The sequence below is a fragment of the Enterobacter sp. BIDMC 26 genome, from assembly GCF_000534435.1.
Lineage (GTDB): Bacteria > Pseudomonadota > Gammaproteobacteria > Enterobacterales > Enterobacteriaceae > Enterobacter > Enterobacter ludwigii.
The window spans coordinates 2,254,508-2,276,872 of record NZ_KI973182.1 but is presented as its reverse complement, the minus strand read 5'-3'; the positions used below and the strand labels follow the sequence as shown (position 1 = coordinate 2,276,872).

The 22,365-nt window shown below is 54.9% G+C and carries 15 protein-coding genes; 6 read left to right on the top strand and 9 right to left on the bottom strand.

Annotated features, from left to right (window positions below):
• The first annotated feature begins 188 nt into the window (after nucleotides 1-188).
• The gene (gene fbaB / locus L462_RS12660) at nucleotides 189-1,241 is read left to right on the top strand and encodes a class I fructose-bisphosphate aldolase (RefSeq protein WP_014170857.1); all 1,053 of its coding nucleotides are present in this window, start codon (nucleotides 189-191) and stop codon (nucleotides 1,239-1,241) included.
• Nucleotides 1,242-1,295: 54 nt separating this feature from the next.
• On the opposite strand, the gene yegS is transcribed toward fbaB, so the two are convergent.
• From yegS to L462_RS12705, 9 genes are all read right to left on the bottom strand, one after another.
• A complete protein-coding gene (gene yegS, locus L462_RS12665) occupies nucleotides 1,296-2,195 on the bottom strand; it encodes a lipid kinase YegS (RefSeq protein WP_032678547.1) in 900 nt (299 codons plus the stop codon).
• A gap of 248 nt (nucleotides 2,196-2,443) precedes the next feature.
• On the bottom strand, nucleotides 2,444-3,805 hold the full coding sequence (yegQ, locus tag L462_RS12670; RefSeq protein WP_014170855.1) for a prephenate-dependent tRNA uridine(34) hydroxylase TrhP: 1,362 nt from the start codon (nucleotides 3,803-3,805) through the stop codon (nucleotides 2,444-2,446).
• A 154-nt stretch (nucleotides 3,806-3,959) separates the two neighbouring features.
• Nucleotides 3,960-4,292 carry a YegP family protein gene (locus L462_RS12675; RefSeq protein ID WP_014170853.1) on the bottom strand — a complete coding sequence of 111 codons (333 nt, stop codon included), beginning with the start codon at nucleotides 4,290-4,292 and terminating at the stop codon, nucleotides 3,960-3,962.
• A gap of 135 nt (nucleotides 4,293-4,427) precedes the next feature.
• Nucleotides 4,428-5,150 carry an envelope stress response regulator BaeR gene (baeR, locus tag L462_RS12680; protein ID WP_014170852.1) on the bottom strand — a complete coding sequence of 241 codons (723 nt, stop codon included), beginning with the start codon at nucleotides 5,148-5,150 and terminating at the stop codon, nucleotides 4,428-4,430.
• Nucleotides 5,147-6,550, bottom strand: coding sequence for an envelope stress sensor histidine kinase BaeS (baeS, locus tag L462_RS12685; protein WP_020883244.1), 1,404 nt, complete (start codon nucleotides 6,548-6,550; stop codon nucleotides 5,147-5,149). Before baeS ends, baeR begins: the two co-directional genes overlap by 4 nt.
• The gene (locus tag L462_RS12690; protein ID WP_032678546.1) at nucleotides 6,547-7,962 is read right to left on the bottom strand and encodes an MFS transporter; all 1,416 of its coding nucleotides are present in this window, start codon (nucleotides 7,960-7,962) and stop codon (nucleotides 6,547-6,549) included. The genes baeS and L462_RS12690 overlap by 4 nt, the downstream gene beginning before the upstream one ends.
• Entirely contained in the window at nucleotides 7,963-11,040 is a 3,078-nt protein-coding gene (gene mdtC / locus L462_RS12695) for a multidrug efflux RND transporter permease subunit MdtC (protein ID WP_032678545.1), read from the bottom strand.
• On the bottom strand, nucleotides 11,041-14,163 hold the full coding sequence (locus L462_RS12700) for an MdtB/MuxB family multidrug efflux RND transporter permease subunit (RefSeq protein ID WP_032678544.1): 3,123 nt from the start codon (nucleotides 14,161-14,163) through the stop codon (nucleotides 11,041-11,043).
• Complete coding sequence (locus L462_RS12705; protein WP_020883246.1) at nucleotides 14,163-15,371, bottom strand: MdtA/MuxA family multidrug efflux RND transporter periplasmic adaptor subunit; 1,209 nt, start codon at nucleotides 15,369-15,371, stop codon at nucleotides 14,163-14,165. The genes L462_RS12700 and L462_RS12705 overlap by 1 nt, the downstream gene beginning before the upstream one ends.
• A 729-nt stretch (nucleotides 15,372-16,100) precedes the next feature.
• Between L462_RS12705 and L462_RS12710 the strand changes: the two genes are divergently transcribed.
• Genes L462_RS12710 through L462_RS12730 form a run of 5 tightly spaced genes read left to right on the top strand, consistent with a single transcriptional unit; the run spans nucleotide 16,101 to nucleotide 22,275 of the window.
• On the top strand, nucleotides 16,101-16,685 hold the full coding sequence (locus L462_RS12710; RefSeq protein ID WP_020883247.1) for a common pilus major fimbrillin subunit EcpA: 585 nt from the start codon (nucleotides 16,101-16,103) through the stop codon (nucleotides 16,683-16,685).
• Between the two features lie 51 nt (nucleotides 16,686-16,736).
• On the top strand, nucleotides 16,737-17,414 hold the full coding sequence (locus L462_RS12715; protein ID WP_032678543.1) for an EcpB family pilus assembly chaperone: 678 nt from the start codon (nucleotides 16,737-16,739) through the stop codon (nucleotides 17,412-17,414).
• Between the two features lie 55 nt (nucleotides 17,415-17,469).
• Nucleotides 17,470-19,962 carry a TcfC E-set like domain-containing protein gene (locus L462_RS12720; RefSeq protein WP_032678542.1) on the top strand — a complete coding sequence of 831 codons (2,493 nt, stop codon included), beginning with the start codon at nucleotides 17,470-17,472 and terminating at the stop codon, nucleotides 19,960-19,962.
• A gap of 4 nt (nucleotides 19,963-19,966) precedes the next feature.
• The gene (locus L462_RS12725; RefSeq protein WP_164724163.1) at nucleotides 19,967-21,583 is read left to right on the top strand and encodes a fimbrial protein; all 1,617 of its coding nucleotides are present in this window, start codon (nucleotides 19,967-19,969) and stop codon (nucleotides 21,581-21,583) included.
• Nucleotides 21,580-22,275, top strand: coding sequence for a fimbrial biogenesis chaperone (locus tag L462_RS12730; protein ID WP_032678541.1), 696 nt, complete (start codon nucleotides 21,580-21,582; stop codon nucleotides 22,273-22,275). The genes L462_RS12725 and L462_RS12730 overlap by 4 nt, the downstream gene beginning before the upstream one ends.
• Nucleotides 22,276-22,365 lie beyond the last annotated feature (90 nt).

The following is a 22,365-nucleotide window of genomic DNA, read 5'->3' as shown; positions in this document are numbered from 1 at the left end:
TACCTTTGCGGTGATTGTTTGATCAATGTAACAGTTTTGTTGTACACGAATCGAGCCAGCAGATTGTGCTGAAAAAAAATGCAAATGCTGGAAAATCTGTTAAGTCGGTACCAGGCTTAGTCTGCCCATAACGCTATGGGTCTGGATAAACACTCACCGACATCACGTCGGGCTTACGGGAGCATCACATGACTGATATTGCGCAGTTGCTTGGCAAAGACGCCGACAGCCTTTTACAGCATCGTTGTATGACCATTCCAGCCGACCAGCTTTATCTGCCTGGCCACGATTACGTCGACCGCGTGATGGTTGATAACAACCGTCCGCCTGCGGTACTGCGAAATATGCAGACCCTCTATAATACCGGGCGACTGGGGGGAACCGGGTATCTTTCTATTCTGCCGGTTGACCAGGGCGTTGAGCACTCCGCGGGCGCCTCCTTTGCGGCGAACCCGCTGTATTTCGATCCGAAGAACATCGTCGAACTGGCGATAGAAGCGGGCTGTAACTGCGTGGCGTCCACCTATGGCGTACTGGCCTCCGTATCGCGTCGCTATGCCCACCGCATTCCATTCCTCGTCAAACTGAATCACAACGAAACCCTGAGCTACCCGACCGAATACGATCAGACGCTTTACGCCAGCGTAGAGCAGGCGTTCAATATGGGTGCGGTCGCGGTCGGGGCGACGATCTACTTTGGTTCTGAGCAGTCGCGTCGCCAGATTGAAGAAATTTCTGCTGCCTTCGAACGCGCGCATGAGCTGGGTATGGTCACCGTTCTGTGGGCGTATCTGCGTAACTCGGCATTCAAGAAAGACGGAGTGGACTACCACGTTTCTGCCGACCTGACCGGCCAGGCGAACCATCTGGCGGCAACCATTGGCGCGGATATCGTGAAGCAGAAGATGGCGGAAAATAACGGCGGTTATAAAGCGGTAAACTTCGGTTACACCGATGACCGGGTCTACAGCAAACTGACCAGTGAAAACCCTATCGATCTGGTGCGTTACCAGCTGGCGAACTGCTATATGGGACGTGCCGGGTTAATTAACTCCGGTGGTGCGGCGGGTGGCGACACCGATCTCTCCGACGCGGTGCGCACGGCGGTTATCAATAAGCGCGCGGGCGGTATGGGGCTGATCCTGGGCCGTAAGGCGTTTAAAAAATCGATGGCGGACGGCGTGAAGCTGATCAATGCCGTGCAGGATGTGTACCTGGACAGCAAAGTGACTATCGCTTAAGACTTTTTGTAAAACGCTGGCCGGGTCAGGCGTTACCGCCGCCCGGCCACACTGTCAACGCAGAAGCTGGCAGTCCGGTGGCAGCCGGCACTGTAGCGCGCCCGGTAACACCTCAATGCGGAACTGCTCCCCGCTCAGCGGCTCTCCGTCAAGATTAAACGTCATGCCGTGTGGGGTATTCACTTCAAACCACGCGGATTTACCGGCAATAATATTCGGGCTCTCCTCTGGCTGGGTCAGGGTGGTAAACAGCGCAGGCAGCAGGCCATCACCCGTGAAAATACGCAGCTGTAACTGACCATCATTGATCAGCGCCTCCGGGCATAACTGCTGTCCGCCACCGGCCTGACGGCCATTGCCGATACCAATCACCAGCGCATCACCCTGCCACTGAAAGTTCTCGCCGTGAATCTCACAGCGGTCCGGCTTCAGGGTATCCATGCGCATCAGGCCATGGATCAGATACGAGACGCCGCCCAGCGCTGCCTTCAGCTTTTCAGGGGTTTCGCTGGTAATGCGCGTCCCGAATCCACCGGTCGCCATATTGATAAAACAGGTTTTTTCATTCACCTGAGCAATATCCACGGCGGTGGCTTTGCCGAGGATAGCCAGCTGCAAGGCTTTTCCCAGCTCTTCGGGGATGCCGGCGCTGGTGGCGAAATCGTTGGCCGTACCGAGCGGCAAAATGCCCATCACCGGGCGGTCGGTTGCGGGAAGATCTATCAGAGCGCCAGCAATTTCATTAATGGTGCCATCGCCCCCGCCAGAAATAATGGTTTCGACCCCGAGCTTCAGGCCTTCGTCGATATAGCGTGCCGCATCACCTTTTTCCCACGTCACTCGCACGTGTATACGCGCACCGTCTTCACGCAAATCCGTCACTGCCTGGCGCAACAAATCGTTGCCCGCACTTTTGCCATTGAGAATCAATAAACTGTCTGGATAGATTGCCATCCGCGCTGCTCCCTTTTTTAGCGTTAGTAAGAGTGTATAGCAGGGAGGAAAAAAGCGGGTAAGAACAGGATGAAAGGCAAAAAATAAGCCCGCGTAAGGGAGATTACGCAGGCTAAGGAGGTGGTTCCTGGTACAGCTAGCATTTATGGGTTATGTTTTTCAGCGGGGGGATAATACCCGTATTGAACGAAGCGGTATGTGATCCGATTCTAAGAATTATCCCAGCGCGAAAAAATTTCCCTGCTTGACTATTTACTGTGCGGGTTACGGGTACTTTCACCGTTGAAATTACGCATCAGCAGCGCAAACTCCAGCTCCACTTCTTCGGGTACCGGCAGCCAGACGGTATGGCCGTTGCCTGGTGCCACGTCAATTGCTTCGCCTTTACCGTTTTCCAGATGTTCCAGGGTGAAGTTCATGTTGCCCTGCGGGGTCATCAACTCCAGGCTGTCGCCTTTGGTGAATTTGTTCTTCACCGCCACGGCGGCCAGCGCACCTTTGCGCTCACCGGTAAAATCACCGACAAACTGCTGGCGCTCGGAAACGGAATAGCCGTGTTCGTAGTTCTGGTAATCGTCATGGGTGTGACGACGCAGGAAGCCTTCGGTATAACCGCGATGCGCCAGGCCTTCCAGGGTTTCCAGCAGGCTGGTATCGAACGGTTTGCCGGCAGCGGCATCGTCGATGGCTTTACGGTACACCTGAGCAGTACGCGCGCAGTAGTAGTAGGACTTGGTACGGCCTTCAATTTTCAGGGAATGCACGCCCATCTGCGTCAGACGCTCAACGTGCGCAATCGCACGCAGGTCTTTGGAGTTCATGATGTAAGTGCCATGCTCGTCTTCAAAGGCGGTCATGTACTCACCCGGGCGTTTGGCCTCTTCAATCATGAACACGCTGTCAGTTGGCGCGCCGATGCCTAAGGTTGGCTCCACGTTGGTCACCGGGATCGGCTCATGTTTGTGGACGATATTGCCAATGTCGTCTTCTTTGCCTTCCTGAACGTTATATTCCCAGCGGCAGGCGTTGGTGCAGGTACCCTGGTTCGGGTCACGCTTGTTGATGTATCCCGAGAGCAGGCAACGACCGGAGTAGGCCATGCACAGCGCGCCGTGAACGAAGATTTCGATTTCCATATCCGGCACCTGCGTGCGGATCTCTTCAATCTCTTCCAGCGAAAGTTCACGAGACAGAATGACGCGGGTCAGCCCCATCTGTTTCCAGAATTTCACCGTTGCCCAGTTAACGGCGTTGGCCTGAACGGAGAGGTGAATATCCATCTCCGGGAAGTTCTCCCGAACCAGCATAATTAAACCCGGGTCCGACATGATCAGCGCGTCCGGTCCCATATCAACCACCGGCTTCAGATCGCGGATGAACGTTTTCAACTTGGCGTTATGCGGCGCAATGTTGACCACCACGTAGAATTTTTTGCCCAGGGCATGTGCTTCGTTAATGCCGAGCTGCAGGTTCTCGTGGTTGAATTCATTGTTACGCACGCGCAGCGAGTAGCGCGGCTGGCCAGCATAGACGGCGTCAGCGCCATAGGCGAAAGCGTAACGCATATTTTGCAGCGTTCCCGCCGGGGAAAGGAGTTCCGGTTTAAACATGTTTGTTCTCGTTCTGATGACAGGTCAGATCCGCATGCACCAGGTGCAGCGGTAAGGGGAGATCCCCCACTTTAAGGGCGGGCATTGTAGCGCTGAGGGACAGGGAGGTAAAGCGCCGGGTCGTACCATCGCTAACCCGGCCGGAGGCGTGTCGTCAGGTATTGTCTTTTACCGTCTGGCTTGAACCGTTAGTTTTGACCGACGCGATGCCTTTATCTCGCGACTGTTCCGAGGCATACATCTGGCTGCTGCCAATAACCTGATGATTCCCGGCCTTCAGATTGAAGTGGAATTTACCGTTGGTGGCCACTTTCTTCTCATAACGTTCATCAGAAGGGCTATTGGTGCGAACGGAGGCGATACCGTTTTCGGCGGAATTTTTGGTGGTGTAAAGCTCACTGGTCAGGATCGTTTCTCCGTTTCCTGCTTTGAGAACAAACCTGAACTGACCATCACTGCTTTTGTTTAACTCGAACCAACCAGACATAGGAACTCCTTGAACGAAGTGGAATTATCTGCACCAGTTATCAATAAGCGAACCGGTAATGTGAGTATGGTTGATTCTTCGTTGCTTTCCAGAAATGAAAAACCCGCCAGCAGGCGGGTTCGGTAAGCTAAATGCTCAGGCTATCCTGCAGGCATCGGCTTCCCATCGGTAGCCCACGCCATACACCGCGCGGATAAATGACTGCTCCGCATCGAGCGCTTCCAGCTTGCGGCGCAGGTTTTTAATATGGCTGTCGATGGTACGGTCAGTCACGACGCGGTAATCATCATACAGACGGTTCAGCAGTTGCTCGCGGGAGAAGACCTTCCCCGGCTCGTGGGAGAGGGTTTTCAACAGGCGGAATTCGGCGGGGGTGAGATCCAGCAGCTTGCCGCGCCAGCTCGCCTGGAAGCGGCTTTCATCGACGATAAGTGGGCTTTCCGCGTCCAGTACCTGCAGTTCACGATGGGGCTTGCAGCGGCGCAGAATGGTTTTTACGCGCGCGACCACTTCACGCGGGCTGTATGGCTTGCAGATGTAATCGTCCGCGCCAATTTCGAGGCCCAGCAGGCGGTCGATCTCTTCGATTTTCGCCGTCACCATTACCACCGGCACGTCTGAGAAGCGACGAATTTCCCGGCACAGGGTCAGGCCATCGGTTCCGGGGAGCATCAGATCCAGCAGGATCAGGTCCGGCGGCGTCTGGCGCACATAAGGCAGCACCTGATCGCCATGGCTGATAAGCGTGGGGGCATAGCTTGCCGCGCGTAAATAGTCGATCAGTAACTGCCCGAGCTTCGGCTCGTCTTCGACAATCAAAATGCGTGGCGTGTTTTCGTCAATCGGTAACTCGGTCATGCTTCTCTCGATAAATCCCGTTCCAGAGGTAACTCTACTGTAATGCTTACCCCGCCAAAAGGCGAATGGGCGGCGCGGATCGTGCCATTATGGGCCTCGACGATGTTTACGCAAATCGCCAGTCCCAGACCGGACCCGCCGCTGGCGCGATTGCGGGAGCCTTCGGTGCGATAAAATCGCTCAAACAGTTTTTCCAGCTGTGCATCCTGCACGCCGGGAGCGGAATCCGCAAAGGTCAGGGCAAAATGCCCGTTTTCTTGTTTGCCGGAAATATGCAGGCCACCGCCGCTGTCGGTGTAGCGCAGGCTATTTTCCAGCAGATTGTTGAACAGCTGCATCAGGCGGTCTTTGTCGCCAAACACCACGGCGCTGTCAGGCAGTGAGAGATCGATTTTCAGGTTGCGGCTGGCGAAACGTTCGCGGAAGGCACCGCTTACCACCTCCAGCACGTTTATCACATCGACGGGCGCTTTCTGGTAGGCCAGCGCGCCTTCGTCCGACATGGAGAGCTGGTGGAGGTCATCGACCAGTTTGGTCAGCGTGCCCACTTCCGCCTGCAGCGAGGCCACCGATTCGGGAGTGAACTGACGCACGCCGTCCTGAATAGCTTCCAGCTCGCCGCGCAGCACCGCCAGCGGCGTGCGGAGTTCATGGGAAATATCGGCCATAAAATCGCGTCGCATCTGCTGGTTTTTTTCCAGGGTACTGGCGAGCTGGTTAAAGTCCTGCGCCAGCTTGCCGAGTTCGTCCTGGCTACGGGTATCGACGCGGGTGGAGAAATCCCCGGCGGCCAGCTTATGCGTCCCTTCCACCAGCCGTTTAACCGGCGCGAGCAGGCCACGGGCCAGCGGGAAGGTCGCGAGCGCGGCCAGCAGGGTGGAGAGCGCGACAATCAACCAGCTGGTGCGGCGCTGCTGACGATCAAAGTTGATATCGGTGTTACGCGTCAGGCGTTCAACCGGCGAGGCGATCACCCAGCCGACGGTGGCGTTATTCACTGTGATCGCCCGCTTTGTGCCATCTGGCGGAATGGGCGCGCGCGGGCCAACCAGTACGCGCATATCCTGGTCTATCACCCAGAACTGGGTGCGCCAGCCGTGCGGCGGCATCCCGGGCCCCGGGCGATCGTCACCGGTATCATGCTCAAGCGAGCGCAGGATCTGGAATACGAAGCGGTCGTTATTGCGCAGAAAACGCCAGTTACCGTGCAGGGCATATTGATCGCTCAGCGCATCGCTCAGCCCCTGTAAACGCTGTTCATTACCATGCTTAATGTAATCAATAAAACCCCGTTCGAAACTGACCCGCACGGCCCAGTGCATGGTGACCAGCAGCACGATACAGGTGGCAAATATCGCCACAAAGAGTTTACCGGTAATGCCCGGACGCCAGAATTTCATGGTGCACTCCTTTTGCCGTGTCGGATAACGACGTTCTTACGGGTATCATCCGGCACTCTGGCGAAGATGAACGCGGGCAGGGCGATAATCACCGCCATGCTGAGATAGGTATACAAAAAGATCTGATGGGCGACCGGCGTGTCGACGCTGAGATGATGCTGTCCGTACATGCCGAGCAGTAAACCGGCAAGGGTCACCCCTACGCTCATGGAGAGCTGCATGATCATCGACAGCAGGCTGTTTCCGCTACTCGCCAGGTCATCCGGGAGTGCTTTTAACGTCAGGGTATTCATTGACGAAAAGCGCACAGAGTTAATTATGCCCTGACAGAACAGCACCAGCGGCAGCGCGTAGTACCAGCCCAGTAGCGCCACGGCCATAAACAGCAGGCTCACCAGGGCCAGCCCAAGCGTCGCGGCGACCAGGACGTGGCGATAACCAAAACGGTTAACCACCTGCACCACGATGCGTTTCATTCCCATGCTGCCAAGTACCATCGGGATCATCATCAACCCGGCGTGAAACGGTGAAAATCCCATTCCAATCTGCAAAAAGACCGGCGTCATAAAGGGCAACATGCCGCTGCCGACGCGCCCGGCAAAGCTCCCGAACAGGCCCAGACGATAGGTGGGGTTTTTAAACAGATCGAGCATGAACAACGCGCTCTCGTTACCTCTGGCATGCCAGAGGTACCACAGGATAGCGGTAATGCCGAGCGCCACCAGAAGGCCAAGCGTCAGGGCTGAAATCCCGAGGCCTTTTTGGCCATCAAGCGCGAGGGTGAGCATCGCCATCCCCGCCGCCAGCAGGATAAAACCCAGGAAATCAAAGCGCCGGGTCTGCATGGTGTAGTTAGGCATCAGCATCAGGGTGGCAATCGCGCCGATGATGCCCACCGGCAGGTTGATTAAGAAGATCCAGTGCCAGGAGGCATACTCCACCAGCACTCCACCCAGCGCCGGGCCAAGCAGCGGGCCGACCTGGCCGGGCAGGGTGACGAAGGTCATTGCGGCCATGTACTGCTCGCGGGGCACAATCTTCATCACCGTCAGCCGCCCGACAGGCACCATCATCGCCCCGCCAATGCCCTGTAACGCGCGGGCCATCACCAGCTGATCCAGCGTATTCGCCTGGGCGCAAAACAGCGAGCCTGTGGTAAACAGCACGATGGCGGTGAAAAAGATATTCCGCACGCCCACTTTGTCCGCCAGCCAGCCGCTGGCCGGAAGCATAACGGCCACCGTTAATACATAGGAGACAATCACCATATGCATATGCAGCGGACTCTCCCCCAGGCTTTTTGCCATCGAGGGGAGGGCGGTATTGACGATGGTTGTATCCAGCGACTGCATAAAGAAGCCGAAGGCGACAATCCACAGCTGCCAGCGCACGTGACGTGGGAGGTCGGTCATTTATTCGGTTACCGTCGTTCTGTTTTTACGCGAAAAACGCACCCGCAGACGGTCAAAGAACAGATAGACCACCGGCGTGGTGTAGAGCGTCAGCAGCTGGCTCATCACCAGCCCCCCGACAATTGTGATCCCCAGCGGCTGGCGCAATTCTGAGCCGTCACCGCTGGAAATCACCAGCGGCAGCGCGCCAAACAGCGCCGCCAGCGTGGTCATCATGATCGGACGAAAACGCAGCAGACAGGCCTGGAATATGGCCTCTTCTGGCGTCAGGTTGCCATTTCGCTGGGCGTCCAGCGCGAAGTCCACCATCATGATGGCGTTTTTCTTCACGATGCCAATTAACAGCATGATACCAATCAGCGCAATCAGGCTGAAGGGCGCGCCGAACAGCTCCAGCGCCAGCAGCGCCCCGACGCCCGCCGACGGCAGCGTGGAGAGAATGGTCAGCGGATGGACGTAGCTTTCATAAAGCACGCCCAGCACGATATAGACTGTCGCAATGGCCGCCAGAATCAAAATCACCTGCGAATTCATGGTCTCCTGGAACACCTGCGCGGTACCGGCAAAACTGCCGCGTACCGTGGACGGCACGCCAAGCTGGGTCATCGCACGGTTGATCGCATCGCTGGCCTCAGAGAGGGACGAACCGGCTGGCAGGTTAAAGGAGATGGTCGATGCCGCCGAAAGGCCCTGGTGGTTCACCGACAGCGGCGCGTTCGCCGGCTGCCAGCTGGCAAAGTAAGAGAGCGGGATCGCCTTACCGTCGTTATTAATCACAAACATTTTGTCCAGCGCGCTGATGTCCTGGGTGTAACGCGGGTCCACCTCCATCACCACCTTGTATTGGTTCATGGGCTGGTAGATGGTGGAAATCTCACGCTGGCCGAAGGCATTGTTCAGCAGGCTGTTGGCGGCATCGACGTTAATCCCCAGACGTGACATGGTTTCACGATTGTAGGTCAGCGCCATTTCTGCGCCGTTGTCCTGCTGATCGGAGTTAACGTCCGCCAGCTGTGGCAGGGCGGCCAGCGCCTTGCGGATCTTAGGCTCCCACTCGCGCAGGGCGGCTAAATCGTCAGAGAGTAACGTGTACTGATAGCTGGCGTTAGCCTGACGCCCGCCGACGCGGATATCCTGAACGGCCATCAAAAACAGATTTGCGCCCGGCTCTTTGGCGAGCTTCACGCGCAGGCGGTCGATAACCTGCTGGGCGGTTTCATTGCGCTCGTCACGCGGCTTCAGGGTGATAAACATCATCCCGCTGTTCACCCGTGAACCGCCGGTAAAGCCGGTTACGTTATCTACCGCTTTATCTTCGCGGATGATCTTCATAAAGTCCTGCAGCTTGCCGCGCATGGCCTGAAACGAAATACTCTGGTCTGCCTGGATCCCGCCCATCAGCACCCCGGTGTCCTGCTCCGGGAAGAAGGTTTTCGGGATAGTAATGTACATCCAGACGTTGAGCACGATGGTGCCAATCAGCACCAGGCCGACAATGCGCGTATGCCTCAGCACCCACTTCAGAGACTTACCATAGCTCTCCTGCATCGCCAGCAGGAAGCGACCAAACCCCTTACGGCGCGGCTGAGAGTGTGGCTTGCTGCGTTTTAACATCCAGCCGCACATCATCGGCGTAAGCGTGAGGGACACAATCAATGAAATACCGATGGCGACCGAGAGCGTGACGGCAAACTCCCGTAACAGCCGGCCAGGCAGGCCGCCCATTAGCAGTAACGGCAGGAACACCGCCACCAGCGACAGGCTCATCGACAGTACCGTAAAGCCCACTTCACGCGTTCCCTGCAGTGCGGCCTGCAGCGGTTTCATCCCCGCCTCCAGATGGCGCGAGATGTTCTCCAGCACCACAATGGCATCATCCACCACGAAGCCGGTGGCAATCGTCAGCGCCATCAGCGACAGGTTGTTAAGGCTAAATCCGCACAGGTACATCGCCGCGAAGGTCCCTATCAGCGAGACAGGCACAGCCACCGCAGGGATCAGCGTGGCCCGGCCTGAACGCAGAAACAGGAAGACCACCAGAATCACCAGCGCAACGGAGATCACAAGCGTCTGCTCCACCTCTTCGAGCGAGGCGCGAATGGTGGGGGAACGATCCTGGGCAATCTGCAGATCGATCGCCGCCGGGATGGTCTGCTGGAGTTCCGGCAATCTCGCGCGGATACCGTTCACCGTCTCAATAATGTTGGCTTCCGGCAGCTTGCGGATCATCAGTAAAATGGCCGGTTTGGCGTTGGTCATCCCGGCGTTTCGCACGTCCTGCACCGAGTCGGTGACGCTCGCGACATCGCTCAGGCGCACCGCCGCACCGTTGTTGTAGTGAATGATCAGCGGCTGGTATTCCGCAGCGGTTTTCAGCTCATCGTTAGTCTGGATCTGCCAGCGGTGGCTACTGTCCTCAATGGCCCCCTGCGGTTTGCGCACGTTTGCATTGCTGATGGCGGAGCGCACATCGTCCAGGGAAACACCCTGGTTAAACAGCGCCTGCGGGTTTAAGCCCACGCGCACGGCGGGCAGAGAGCTTCCGCCAACGCTGACATCACCCACGCCGTTAATCTGGGCGAGAGTCTGCGCCAGTTGGGTGGAGGCGAAATCGTACAGTTGCCCCTGCGAATAGGTGTCCGAGGTAAGCGTCAGGATCATGATAGGCGCATCGGACGGGTTCGCTTTACGGTATGTCGGACGGCCCGGCATCCCGCTCGGTAGCAGGTTCTGCGCGGCGTTGATCGCCGCCTGCACATCGCGCGCGGCGCCGTTAATATCCCGGTCGAAGCTGAATTCCAGAATGATACGCGTGCTGCCAAGCGAGCTGCTGGAGGTCATCTCGTTGACCCCGGCAATTCGCCCGAGTGAACGTTCCAGCGGTGTGGCAACCGACGAGGCCATGGTTTCCGGTGATGCACCGGGCAGCGAGGCGCTGACCATGATCACCGGGAAATCCACCTGCGGCAGCGGGGCCACCGGCAGCAGCCGGAAGCCCAGGACGCCGCACAGGGTGATGGCGAGTGAGAGTAAAATCGTCGCCACCGGGCGATAAATGAAGAGGGCGAAAAACTTCATTTACGCCTCCTCTTCACGTTTCGGGAAGCGGCTTTTCGTCCACAGCGCCAGACGGTCAAACAGCAGATAAATGACCGGCGTGGTGAACAGGGTCAGGACCTGGCTTACCAGCAGGCCACCGACCATACCAATCCCCAGCGGACGACGCAGCTCGGCACCGACGCCGGTACTGAGCATCAGCGGCAGGGCACCTAGCAGGGCGGCGAGCGTGGTCATCAGGATCGGGCGAAAACGCAGCAGGCAGGCCTGGAAAATTGCCTCGCGCGGCGACATCCCCTGCTCGCGCTCGGCGGCAAGGGCAAAGTCGATCATCATGATGGCGTTTTTCTTCACGATCCCGATAAGCAGGATGATCCCAATGATGGCAATCACGTCCAGCTCGCTCCCCGCCAGCATCAATGCCAGCAGTGCCCCCACGCCCGCCGTTGGCAGGGTGGAGAGGATGGTAATGGGGTGAATGAAGCTTTCATACAGCACACCGAGCACGATATACATCGCCACCACGGCCGCGACAATCAGCCAGATGGTGTTGCCCAGCGCGGCCTGGAACGCCAGCGTGCTGCCCTGGAACTGGGTCTGAATATCGGACGGGAAGTTCAGCGTCTTCTCTGCGGCCAGAATGGACTCCACCGCTTCGCCCAGTGAATAACCGTCCGGTACGTTAAACGAGATGGTGGTGGACGGGAACTGATCCAGATGGTTAATCGACAGCGGTGTGTAGCGCTCCTCTACCGTCGCGATGGCGCTGAGGGGCACGATGCCCCCGTCTTTGCTGGTCAGGCGCACCGAATCGAGCGCGGCCAGGCCGGGCGTGTTTTCTGTGTTGTGTTCCAGCACCACGCGATACTGATTCGCCTGGGTATAGATGGTGGAGATCAGACGCTGACCGAATGCGTTATACAGCGCGTTATCCACGTCGGCCATGGTGATCCCAAGCCGGCTGGCGGTATCGCGGTTAACGTTCACATATGCCGCCAGCCCTTTGTCCTGCCAGTCGCTGCTGACGTCAGAGAGCTGCGGCAGGGCGTTGAGTTTATCCACCAGCTGCGGTACCCAGGTGCTGAGCGCATCAAGGGTGGTGGCCTGCAGCGTGAACTGGTACTGGGTACGGCTCACCTGGGTATCGATGGTTAAATCCTGAGTTGGCTGGAGGTACAGCTCAATACCCGGCACGCGCGCCACGGCAGTTTGCAGGCGGTCGATCACCGTTTGCACGCGGTCGTCGCGATCGTCAAGCGGTTTAAGGTTGATCTGCAGGCGGGCACTGTTCAGCGACGGGTTGGTGCCATCGACACCGACATACGATGTCAGGCTCTCTACTGCCGGATCTTTCATGATGATCTCTGACACCTGCTGCTGACGCTGCGCCATGTTAGCGAAGGAGACCGTCTGCGGTGCCTGAAGCGTGCCCTGGATAATGCCGTTGTCCTGAATCGGAAAGAAGCCTTTCGGGATGAAAATCCACAGCATAACGCTGAGCGCCAGCGTACCAAGCGCCACGCCAAGGGTTGCCCATGGATGGTTAAGCACTTTCGCCAGCACCCGTCCGTAAGCGGCAATAATGCGTTCGAACATCCGCTCAGAGGCGCGCGAGAAGCGGTTTTGCTTGCGCAGGGAGGCGTGGCTCAGCATACGGGCGCACATCATCGGCGTGAGGGTCAGTGACACCACGGCGGAAATCAGAATGGCGACGGCCAGCGTCACGGCAAATTCGCGGAACAAACGCCCGACGATATCGCCCATAAACAGCAGTGGGATCAGTACCGCAATCAGTGAGAAGGTGAGGGAGATAATGGTAAAGCCGATCTCGCCCGCTCCTTTCAGCGCCGCGGCTAACGGCTTTTCGCCTTTTTCGATATAGCGCGAGATGTTCTCGATAACAACGATAGCGTCATCGACCACAAAGCCGGTGGCAATGGTAAGGGCCATCAGCGTCAGGTTGTTTATCGAAAAATCGAGGAACACCATGACGGCAAATGTTCCCACCAGTGAGAGCGGCACGGCGACGGCAGGAATGAGGGTTGCCGGGACGTTACGCAGGAACAGGTAGATGATCATCACCACCAGCGCAATCGCCAGCATTAGTTCAAACTGGGTGTCAGTCACGGACGCGCGAATATTGGTGGTCCGGTCAGACAGCACTTTCACGCTAACTGACCTGGGCAGGCTTTCAATCAGCTGCGGCAGCATAGTGCGAATGCTGTCTGCGGTTTCAATGATATTGGCACCCGGCTGGCGCTGGACGTTCATTACGATTGCCTGCTGTTTGTTGGCCCAGGCGCCGAGCCAGCTGTTTTCCGCACCTTGCTCAACGGTTGCCACATCGCCCAGACGCACCGGCGCACCGTTCTGGTACGCGACGATCAGCTGTCGATATTCATCCGCGGACTGCATTTGATCGTTCGCCGAAAGGGTCACGGCCCGGGTAGGGCCATCAAGCGAGCCTTTCGCCGAGTTGACGTTGGCGTTACTGATGGCGCTGCGGATGGTTTCGCTGGTGAGGCCCAGCGCGGCAATGGCCTGGGCATTGAGCTTCACGCGCACCGCCGGACGTTGACCGCCGGCAAGCGTAACCAGCCCCACGCCAGAGACCTGTGAAATTTTCTGCGCCACGCGCGTTTCGACCATGTCTTCGACCTGAGTCATCGGCATGGCGGAGGAGGTGACGGCGAGCGTCATGATCGGCGGATCCGCCGGGTTTACTTTGCTGTAGACCGGTGGGTTGGGCAGGTCCGATGGCAGCAGGTTGGTGGCTGCATTAATCGCGGCCTGTACTTCCTGTTCGGCAACGTCGAGTGAGAGCGTAAGCTGGAACTGCAGCGTCACCACGGATGCTCCGCCGGAGCTTTGCGAGGACATTTGCTTCAGGCCAGACATCTGACCAAACTGGCGCTCCAGCGGCGCGGTGATGGCCGATGTCACCACATCCGGGCTCGCACCCGGATAAAGGGTGACCACCTGGATGGTGGGATAATCCACTTCCGGCAGCGCCGAGACGGGCAGGAAGCGATAGCCAATAATCCCGGCCAGCAGGATTGCCACCATTAACAGCGTGGTGGCAACAGGGCGCAGAATAAACAGGCGTGAAGGCCCACCTGTAGAGCTCGGGGGCATAACCTGCATCAGGAAGTCGCTCCCTGCTTAGCAGGCTGTTGCTGGCCTTCAACCACTTCGACTTTCGCCCCCTCGGTGAGACGATCAATACCGTCGGTAACCACGCGGTCACCTGCGGAAAGGCCGGCGCTGATCACCACCGTCTGGCTGTCCTGAATGCCGGTTTTCACCAGATGCTTGCTGACGTTATTCTCACTGTTAAGCACCCAGACAAAGTTCCCTTCGTTGCCCATCTGCAGCGCCGCCGTTGGGATAACGACCGCATTTTCCTGCGTTGCGACCAGCATCCGCGCATTCACGAACTGATTCGGGAAAAGCGCATCATCCTGATTGTTAAAGCGGGCTTTTAACTTGATGGTGCCGGTGGTGGTGTCAATCTGGTTATCCAGACTGAGCAGGGTGCCTTCGCTCAATTTTTGCTTGTTGGTGCGATCCCAGGCTTCCACAACCAGCCCTTTGCCGGCTTTTTGCGCCTGAACCACGGTTGCGATGTCGCTCTCCGGCAGGGTAAAGACTAAATCGACAGGATGCGTCTGGGTGATGACCACGATACCGGTGGTATCGCCGCTGGAAATCTGGTTGCCAATATCAACCTGCTTCAGACCGACGCGGCCGTCAATCGGGGCGGTGATGCGGCTCCAGTCGAGCTGTAACTGTGCGCTGGCCACGGCGGCTTCGTCAGCTTTAAGGGTGCCCAGCGCTTCGCTGACCAGAGACTGCTGCGTATCCAGTTCCTGACGCGATACCAGGTTGGTTTTCACCAGTTGCTGATAGCGTGCCAAATCGCGTCGGGCGTTCGCGAGCGTGGCCTTGTCTTTCGCGAGCTGGCCCTGCGCCTGCGCGAGGGTGACTTTAAACTGGCTTGGGTCAATTTCTGCCAGTAAGTCCCCGGCTTTAACCTGCTGGCCTTCCTGGAAGTGAAGCGCCATCAGCTGCCCGTCCACACGGCTGCGAACCGTAACGGTGTTGGCGGCGGTAATGGTTCCCAGCCCGGAGAGATAACGGGGCACCGCTTTATTTACCGCAGTAGCCGCCTGAACGGGAGCCAGCGCACCGCCGCGCATGCCGTGACGTCCGCCACTCGCGGGACGCTGAGATGGGCTGCTGGCACCTGCGGAAGTGTCAGAAGAGTGATTGTGCCAGAACCAGGCGGCGGCAAGAGCCACCACAATGATGCCAGCGGCGATTGCCCAGCGGGATTTGTTACTGCCTTTCATCGTTATACGTTCTCATCCTGAATACTTCGGGGAATGATACTAGTTTAGTCAGGCAACACGGCAGAAAAATGGAGGAAATATGGAAGACTGTCTGGATTTGTCTGATTGGCAGGGGAAGGGGCGCGGCGTGAGGCGGACTTCAAATCGGATCAATTGGCAGTGCATAATTTACCAGGAATATTCCCTGCCACCTGAAATATTCTTATTATTTATCTGCCGGGTGAGAAACGGAGAAAGATAATAATTGGTTTTATTATTTAATTTGTCTTTAGGAAAATTTCATTATTCATCATGTAAGGATCGGAATATTCTCTGTTATACCAATATTTTTCATCTTGTTATCAAATCATTAACAAACTAATGATTTTTTGCAATGTGACGTATTTATTTGATTTGAAATATGTTTTTGTTATTCCTTTCAATGCACCACTTTTGATTTGTATCAAAAAGCTAAAACAGTTTAAATTACCTAAAATTGCGATAATTATAGATTTTTATTTTAAAAATGTTATTTAAATGGTTTTATGTTTTTATTTAAGCGATCTCGTCATGAATGATTATGAGAAAAATCCTAACGACGGAGGGTTTTTTCGTCATTCGATTGGTTGTCCTGAAACATAATTCAAATAATACTTTTTGGGCGCGGTAAATCCCGTTCGCATTTAAATGGAGCTTCCAGGTTATTTATTAAATGGCACCTGGCAGTACGTTTGTTCTCAGGAGATGAAAATGAAAAAATTATTACTGGTGGCCTCTCTGGTTTCTGTATTTGCTGCTGCAAATGCTATGGCTGATGTTACGGCATCTGCCACCGCATCATGGGATGCAACGGCAACGAAAGATACAACCAGCCTGCTGGTCGTGACCCCATTGAACTCGCTGACGTTCCAGTATGCAGAGGGCCTGAATGGGTTTAACACTCAGGATGGCGCTTTTGATGTGACGATTCAGGGACAGGAAAGTGCAACCGATTTTGAACTGACTGCTCAGGTCATCAGCAATACGCTGACCAATGCAAGCGGTGATGCATCTACCCTGAATGTGGGCGTGGCATGGAATGGTCAGGCGCTGTCTAACTCTGCCGAAACCGTTCTGGTGAATGCGGCTTCCACTTCAGGTCTGGAAAGCCTGCTGGCCGATGGCGCCTATAACGGCGCGGAGCGTGTAAGCGATCAGTCCAGCTTCAAATTCTCCATCGCTTCAGCGACTTCTGACGGTTCGACTGCTGTAACTGACTATTCTGCGCTGCCGGATGGTTACTGGACGGGTGACGTAAAAGTTCAGTTCAATGCAACCTGGACCACTCCAGCGTAATGAATATTAATTCGGGAGAGGCTCTCTCCCGAATTTCGCAGGAATGCACTGATGAAGAAATATTTGCCACTCGCAGCGCTGGCAGGGATGGCTATATCCTTTTCCAGTCTGGCGATTAATGTGGGTGATATCACGTCGATAATGACGGCCGATCAAAACGCGTTATCAAAAGAAATTATTAACACCACTGATTCCGCCCGCTATGTGAGCGTTACCGTAAAAAGGCTCTCTTCACCGCTGCCTGACGGAACAGAAATGCAATTTGAAACGTCGGGAGAATTACTTTCTACACCGGCGAGCCTTATTTTACCCGGTGATGCGAAAGATGTTTTTCGCTTTTTCTATAAGGGCCCTGAAGATGACAAAGAACGTTATTACCGGCTGCAGTGGGTTGACGAACCCGTAAGCGAAAGCGCATCGACTAAGGCTGGCAAAGCCGCGATTGCGACAGCGTCGGCAGAAATCGGGACAATACTGGTCGTGGCGCCACGCAAGGAACGATTTGAATACGGTCGTGACGGGGATGTCATCACCAACAAAGGCAACGTCTCGTTTCGGGTCATTGCTTACGGAGCCTGCAAAGAGGCGTCACAGGATCGGGGACGCGGGTGTCGCGAGCGTTATTACGTCATGCCAGGCACAAAAATAAGATTGCAGAAAAGCGATGTGTCAAACAGTCGCACCCGCATTGGGATTTGGCATGGCAAGCAATTTATTACAGTGAAGTAATACACGGCGTCATTTCCGGTACCAGTAATAAAAATACCGAAAAGTAAGGATGCGTATGTCTTTTAAATATCTTATAGGAGGGAGTTTATTACTCTCTTATGCGCTAACATCAGGGGTTGCGCATTCTGCACCGGTTAAGATTGGTAATTATGTTATTCCAGGGGCATTCGCGCGTTCTCTTGAACAGGGGATGACGGTCCCCGTTTATATCCGCTACCAGGAGACGGATACAAAAAGCCAACAAAAAATTGCTGATGCGGTCATCTCGCTGGTTGAGGGAAATATCGTTGTAAAATCCATTATGGTTGCCGATTTGCCCAATAACGCGGTGCTTTCAGAAAAAACGCGCGAGATGGTGGAAAAAATAGGCGATGCGAAATTTATCGACAATACCTCTCTTGCCCTTTCGCGAGACGCACGGCTGAAATTAAACGTCTCCTCTTTTCATCTGGAGATGATTGTCAGTCGGGATGCCCTGACTGAAGCGGTGGTCGCCCGCAGTTCATTGCTGGGACCGTCCAGCGTTGATCGACTGTCTACTGTGCTGAATTACAACTTTGGCACCTATTACAATGACTACCGCAATGGCAGCAGCTCTCGCAGTTATTTAACCCTGGATAACACCACCTCGTTGAGAGAGCACCACCTCAATATCAATGGCTCGGTCTATGGTATTGGCGAGAGTAACCGCTCCAGCAAACTGTATCGTGCCATGTATGAGCGCGATTATGAGGGTTATCGTCTGGCGTTGGGCATGCTCGACACCTGGAACGTTCAGTCGATCGCCAGCCTCAATGCGCTGAATGGCGGCAAGATCTACGGCCTCAGCTACGGCAATAAAGGCAGTACGGTGGTTGAAAACACCTCCCTGTCCTTGATCCCAATAACCATATTTTTACCGTCTGCCGGTGAAGTGCATGTGTTTCGTGATGGGCGCTTGTTAAGCGTTCAGAACTTCAACATGGGCAGCTACGAAATTGACACCAGCCGGTTCCCTTACGGTGTGTATGACGTCACGGTGGATGTCGTGGTCAATGGCCGGACGGTGAACACCCGCGTCAGTCGTGTGAATAAAATTTTTGCCCGCCAGCAGGCCGCAGGCCTGCATGAAGTCGCATGGCAAATTTTTGGCGGTTCACTTGATTACGACCGCGTGAGTTATAAGCGCAATCATTACCGTGATGCCGGCAGTGAACAGACCTGGATTGCGGGTGGTGCGGCCTCGTTAACCCTGGCAATGCTCTCCGGGCTCACCCTGAAAACGACAGGTTATGGGTTTGATGACAATGCCGTCAATGAAACGGACATTACTCTTAACGTCAACGAATATGTCAGCGTCGGGACACAAACGCTGGTGGCGAACGACGGAACATGGCGCAACGTCAGCAGCGCCAGTCTTAATGCTCCAGGCGGGTTTGGATCGCTGTGGGCGTCGCGGGAAGACAGCAAAATCGGTAACCGTCTGCCGGTGCAGGAGCGGGATAACTATTCGATTGGCGCAACATTGAACCTGAGCCGGTTTATTCCGCACGGTGGCACGTTAACGGTCAGCCAGACCGAAAACCGCTATTCCGGTAATACCTACCGGAACCTGGATTACAGTACCACCCTCTATGCGGGACGGTACGCCACAGTGGGGTTACGGGCCGGGGTACAGCGCTATTACTACAACAATACGAATGATGACGGACGTCAGGAACGCTATGTCAGCCTGGATTTATCGCTGCCGCTGGCCTCGTGGATGAGTGTCGGGGTTTCACGCGATCGTTACGGCGCAACACAGGGCAATATCAGCGCGCGTAAACAATTTGAGGATAGCGTCATTACGTCTGCAGGCATTTCCGCCTCGACTCGCCTGAGTGGAGAGCAGAACTACGACAACAATTACGCTGTAAATGGCAACCTGAGTTATGACACCCGCTATAACGGCGGTACGGTTTCGGTGACCCGTTCAGCGGACAACTCGACCAATATGAACTTCTCCTCTCAGGGTTCCGTTGCCTGGGCGGGCGGCGATTTTGGTCTGAGCAAAGAGCGACAGCGCTCGGGCATTATTGTGAAAACCGATCTTGTGGGTGATGGAAAGCTGGCCGCAAAAATAAATAACCGAAATTATATTCTTAGCGGCAAATCGAGCTTTATTGCACTCCCGCCTTACGCGCAATACAAGCTGGAAATTATGAATGATAAAAACTCTGAAGACAGTTTTGACATTGTCTCGGGCCGTAAACAGGCGCTTAACCTTTATCCCGGTAACGTCGGCGTGGTGTCACCTGAGGTGAAAAGCATGGTGACCGTGTTTGGCCGGGTGCGATATCCCAATGGTGAACTGGCGTCAAATACCGACATTCATAACCACATTGGCAAAACGCGCACCGACGCGAAAGGTGAGTTCGCCATTGATATTGATAAGAAGTATCCCGTTATTACCCTGGTGTCCGCCAACGGTAATATCTGCGAAGCGGATTTAGATCTGGAAAAAGCCAGGGGCGCTGCGTGGGTCGGGGATGTTAAATGTGCACCGCAAACCACGATGGCGCAGAGATAATGCTATGAAAAAAAGTGCTTCCGTTTTTATTCCGCTCCTGTTTTTGGCGGGATTGATTCCCTTCACCGCAAGGGCACTGACCGCCTCATCGTCAGGGGCGATCAACAACACGTTTTTATTTATCGAGAACGACATTGACGGTGAGTATTTCATTACGCCGTCCGCGTTAGATCCCCGTTTCAGCGGCTCAAATACCTGGGTTAAATACGGCACATCCCAGGTCAGCCTCGGTTATCTGGGTTATGTCATTTGGACTGCGCCGGCCAATAATTATCAGGATATGTGGATTGATAATTCGCCCATTGATGCTCCTTTCACAGGAATACGCTGCTACCGAGGTTCGCAGTGTCCGACGACGGGCTACATTGCCGGGCAGGGGGTGGATAACAATGGTTTTTACCACGCGCAGGTTGGATCCGTGGCGGGGGTTATTGGCGGAGCGTATGGCTTTGCTTCGCTGAGCAACTCAGCCTATGAGTATTTTCGTAATATGCCGACGGGTGGCAGCGAAACCTATGTTTTTAACCGCTGCTATACCTCGGTTAACTATGATTACGCCTCAGGACAACGCTGTAAGGATCAGACCACAGGTCGCTGGAATTACATCAATTACACGTTAAACAAGCGGGGACATCTGGCGCTGGAATCAACAAGTGCCTTTCAGGAGCTGTGGATCGCCAGTGATGGAACCCCAAGCATCACAAATGATTCCGGATCCTGTGAGCTGGGTGTCGTCAGTAACGTTGATGGCGTAATTTGTAAAATGGTCAAATACAACCTTGAGCAGACACAAAATTTGACGGCATCGTTGACGTTCAGAGCGTATATCGATTCTGCTGCACTGGGTTTTACCCCTTCCGCAACCACCGTGAAATATTCGGGAAATGGCTCGACATGGTATAACTTCAGCGCCTCGACGGCGTATTACAACGTCTTTTCGACATCTGGCCAGTATATCTATGTCTTTTTGTCGAAAACATTCCTTAAGAATCTGGTGGATGCAGGCGTCAGTATTACCAACAGCCAGCCCTTTACGTTTGCGTTTACGAATGCATTAACCCCGGAGTCAGGCTATTACCAGTTTACCCCCTCTTTGCAGCTCAATATTGTGCCGAAGGAGTATGGGATTAGCATTGTCTCATCGAATAATACGGCCTCTGCCAGTGGAAGCGGCACCATCGGAGATGACGCGCCGATCGAGATGGATTACGTCGTCACCGTATCGGGACCCCGTCAGGCTGACAGTATTACGGCCCAGGTTATCGGGGACAGCACGACAATCAACGATACCCCTTATTGCCTGTTTACGTCGGCCCAGGGGGGGATAAACGTGCCTGTCCCTGCCTATCTGCAATACAACACCGCGTCGGGAAGCCCTACTCAGGTGAGGAACAGCTGCAGTGAAAATGCCATTAGTCTGAACGATGCGTTATGGCAACAGGTGCCATGGGATGCCAACAACACGGATGATGGCAGCTTTTTCAGCACCAACTTAACGCTGCTGTTCCCGATGAATGATTCCCGCTCAGCACTGACGGTGGCTGGCGCTGACTGGGAAGGCGTGGTCAGCGCCAGTGGTGAAATCAAAGTCACCGCGAACTGGCTGGGAGTAACAAAATGATGCGCTGGCGGAAGGTCACGGAGGGTGTGGTGGGACTCTGCATTGCGCTTTACACGCTTTCTGCCCACGCGCTGTATCTGGACTCCACGATCTATGATATCCCCGCAGAGCGGTCGTTCATTAGCAAACGTATTTACAACGACAGCCACAAACAGAATGTGTACAGCATTTCGGCGATTAAAATCGACCGTCCAGGACCGGGTGGGGAAAAGCGTCTGCCAATAGAGGACGGGGAGTTGCTGTTTACACCGCTCACGTTTTCGCTCGCCCCGGACGCCGGGGAGTATTTTAAGATCTTCTATCGCGGGCCCGAGGATGACAAAGAGCGTTACTACCGGATTCAGTTTCGCGAGATGCCGGTAACGCTGTTTGCTGAACGTCATTCAGGCAAAGCAAGTGAAGCTGTGCCCGCTATTGCATTGGATACGATACTGGTGGTCAGGCCCAGAAAGCTGACGCTAGATTATACTCTGGATGAGCAAAAAGGGGTGCTGACAAATACCGGCAATACGTTTTTCAGGATCATCGTACACAAGGGATGCCAGTCAACCGATGACGAGGCGACGATGCGCTACCTGCTGCCTGGAGAGACCTACCAAAGCAGCGCGTTAAACACTAAAAATAAAAAATTCATCGTTGCGTTGAAAAAATATATACCGATAGGGGATGGTTGTTTTAAAAATAACAGTTAAAGTTTAAAGAAACAGTTCTTATATTGCTAACTGAACTCTGGGAATATATTCTGTACTGCGTGCTGGCATTGCCGCCGATAATAAAAGAGT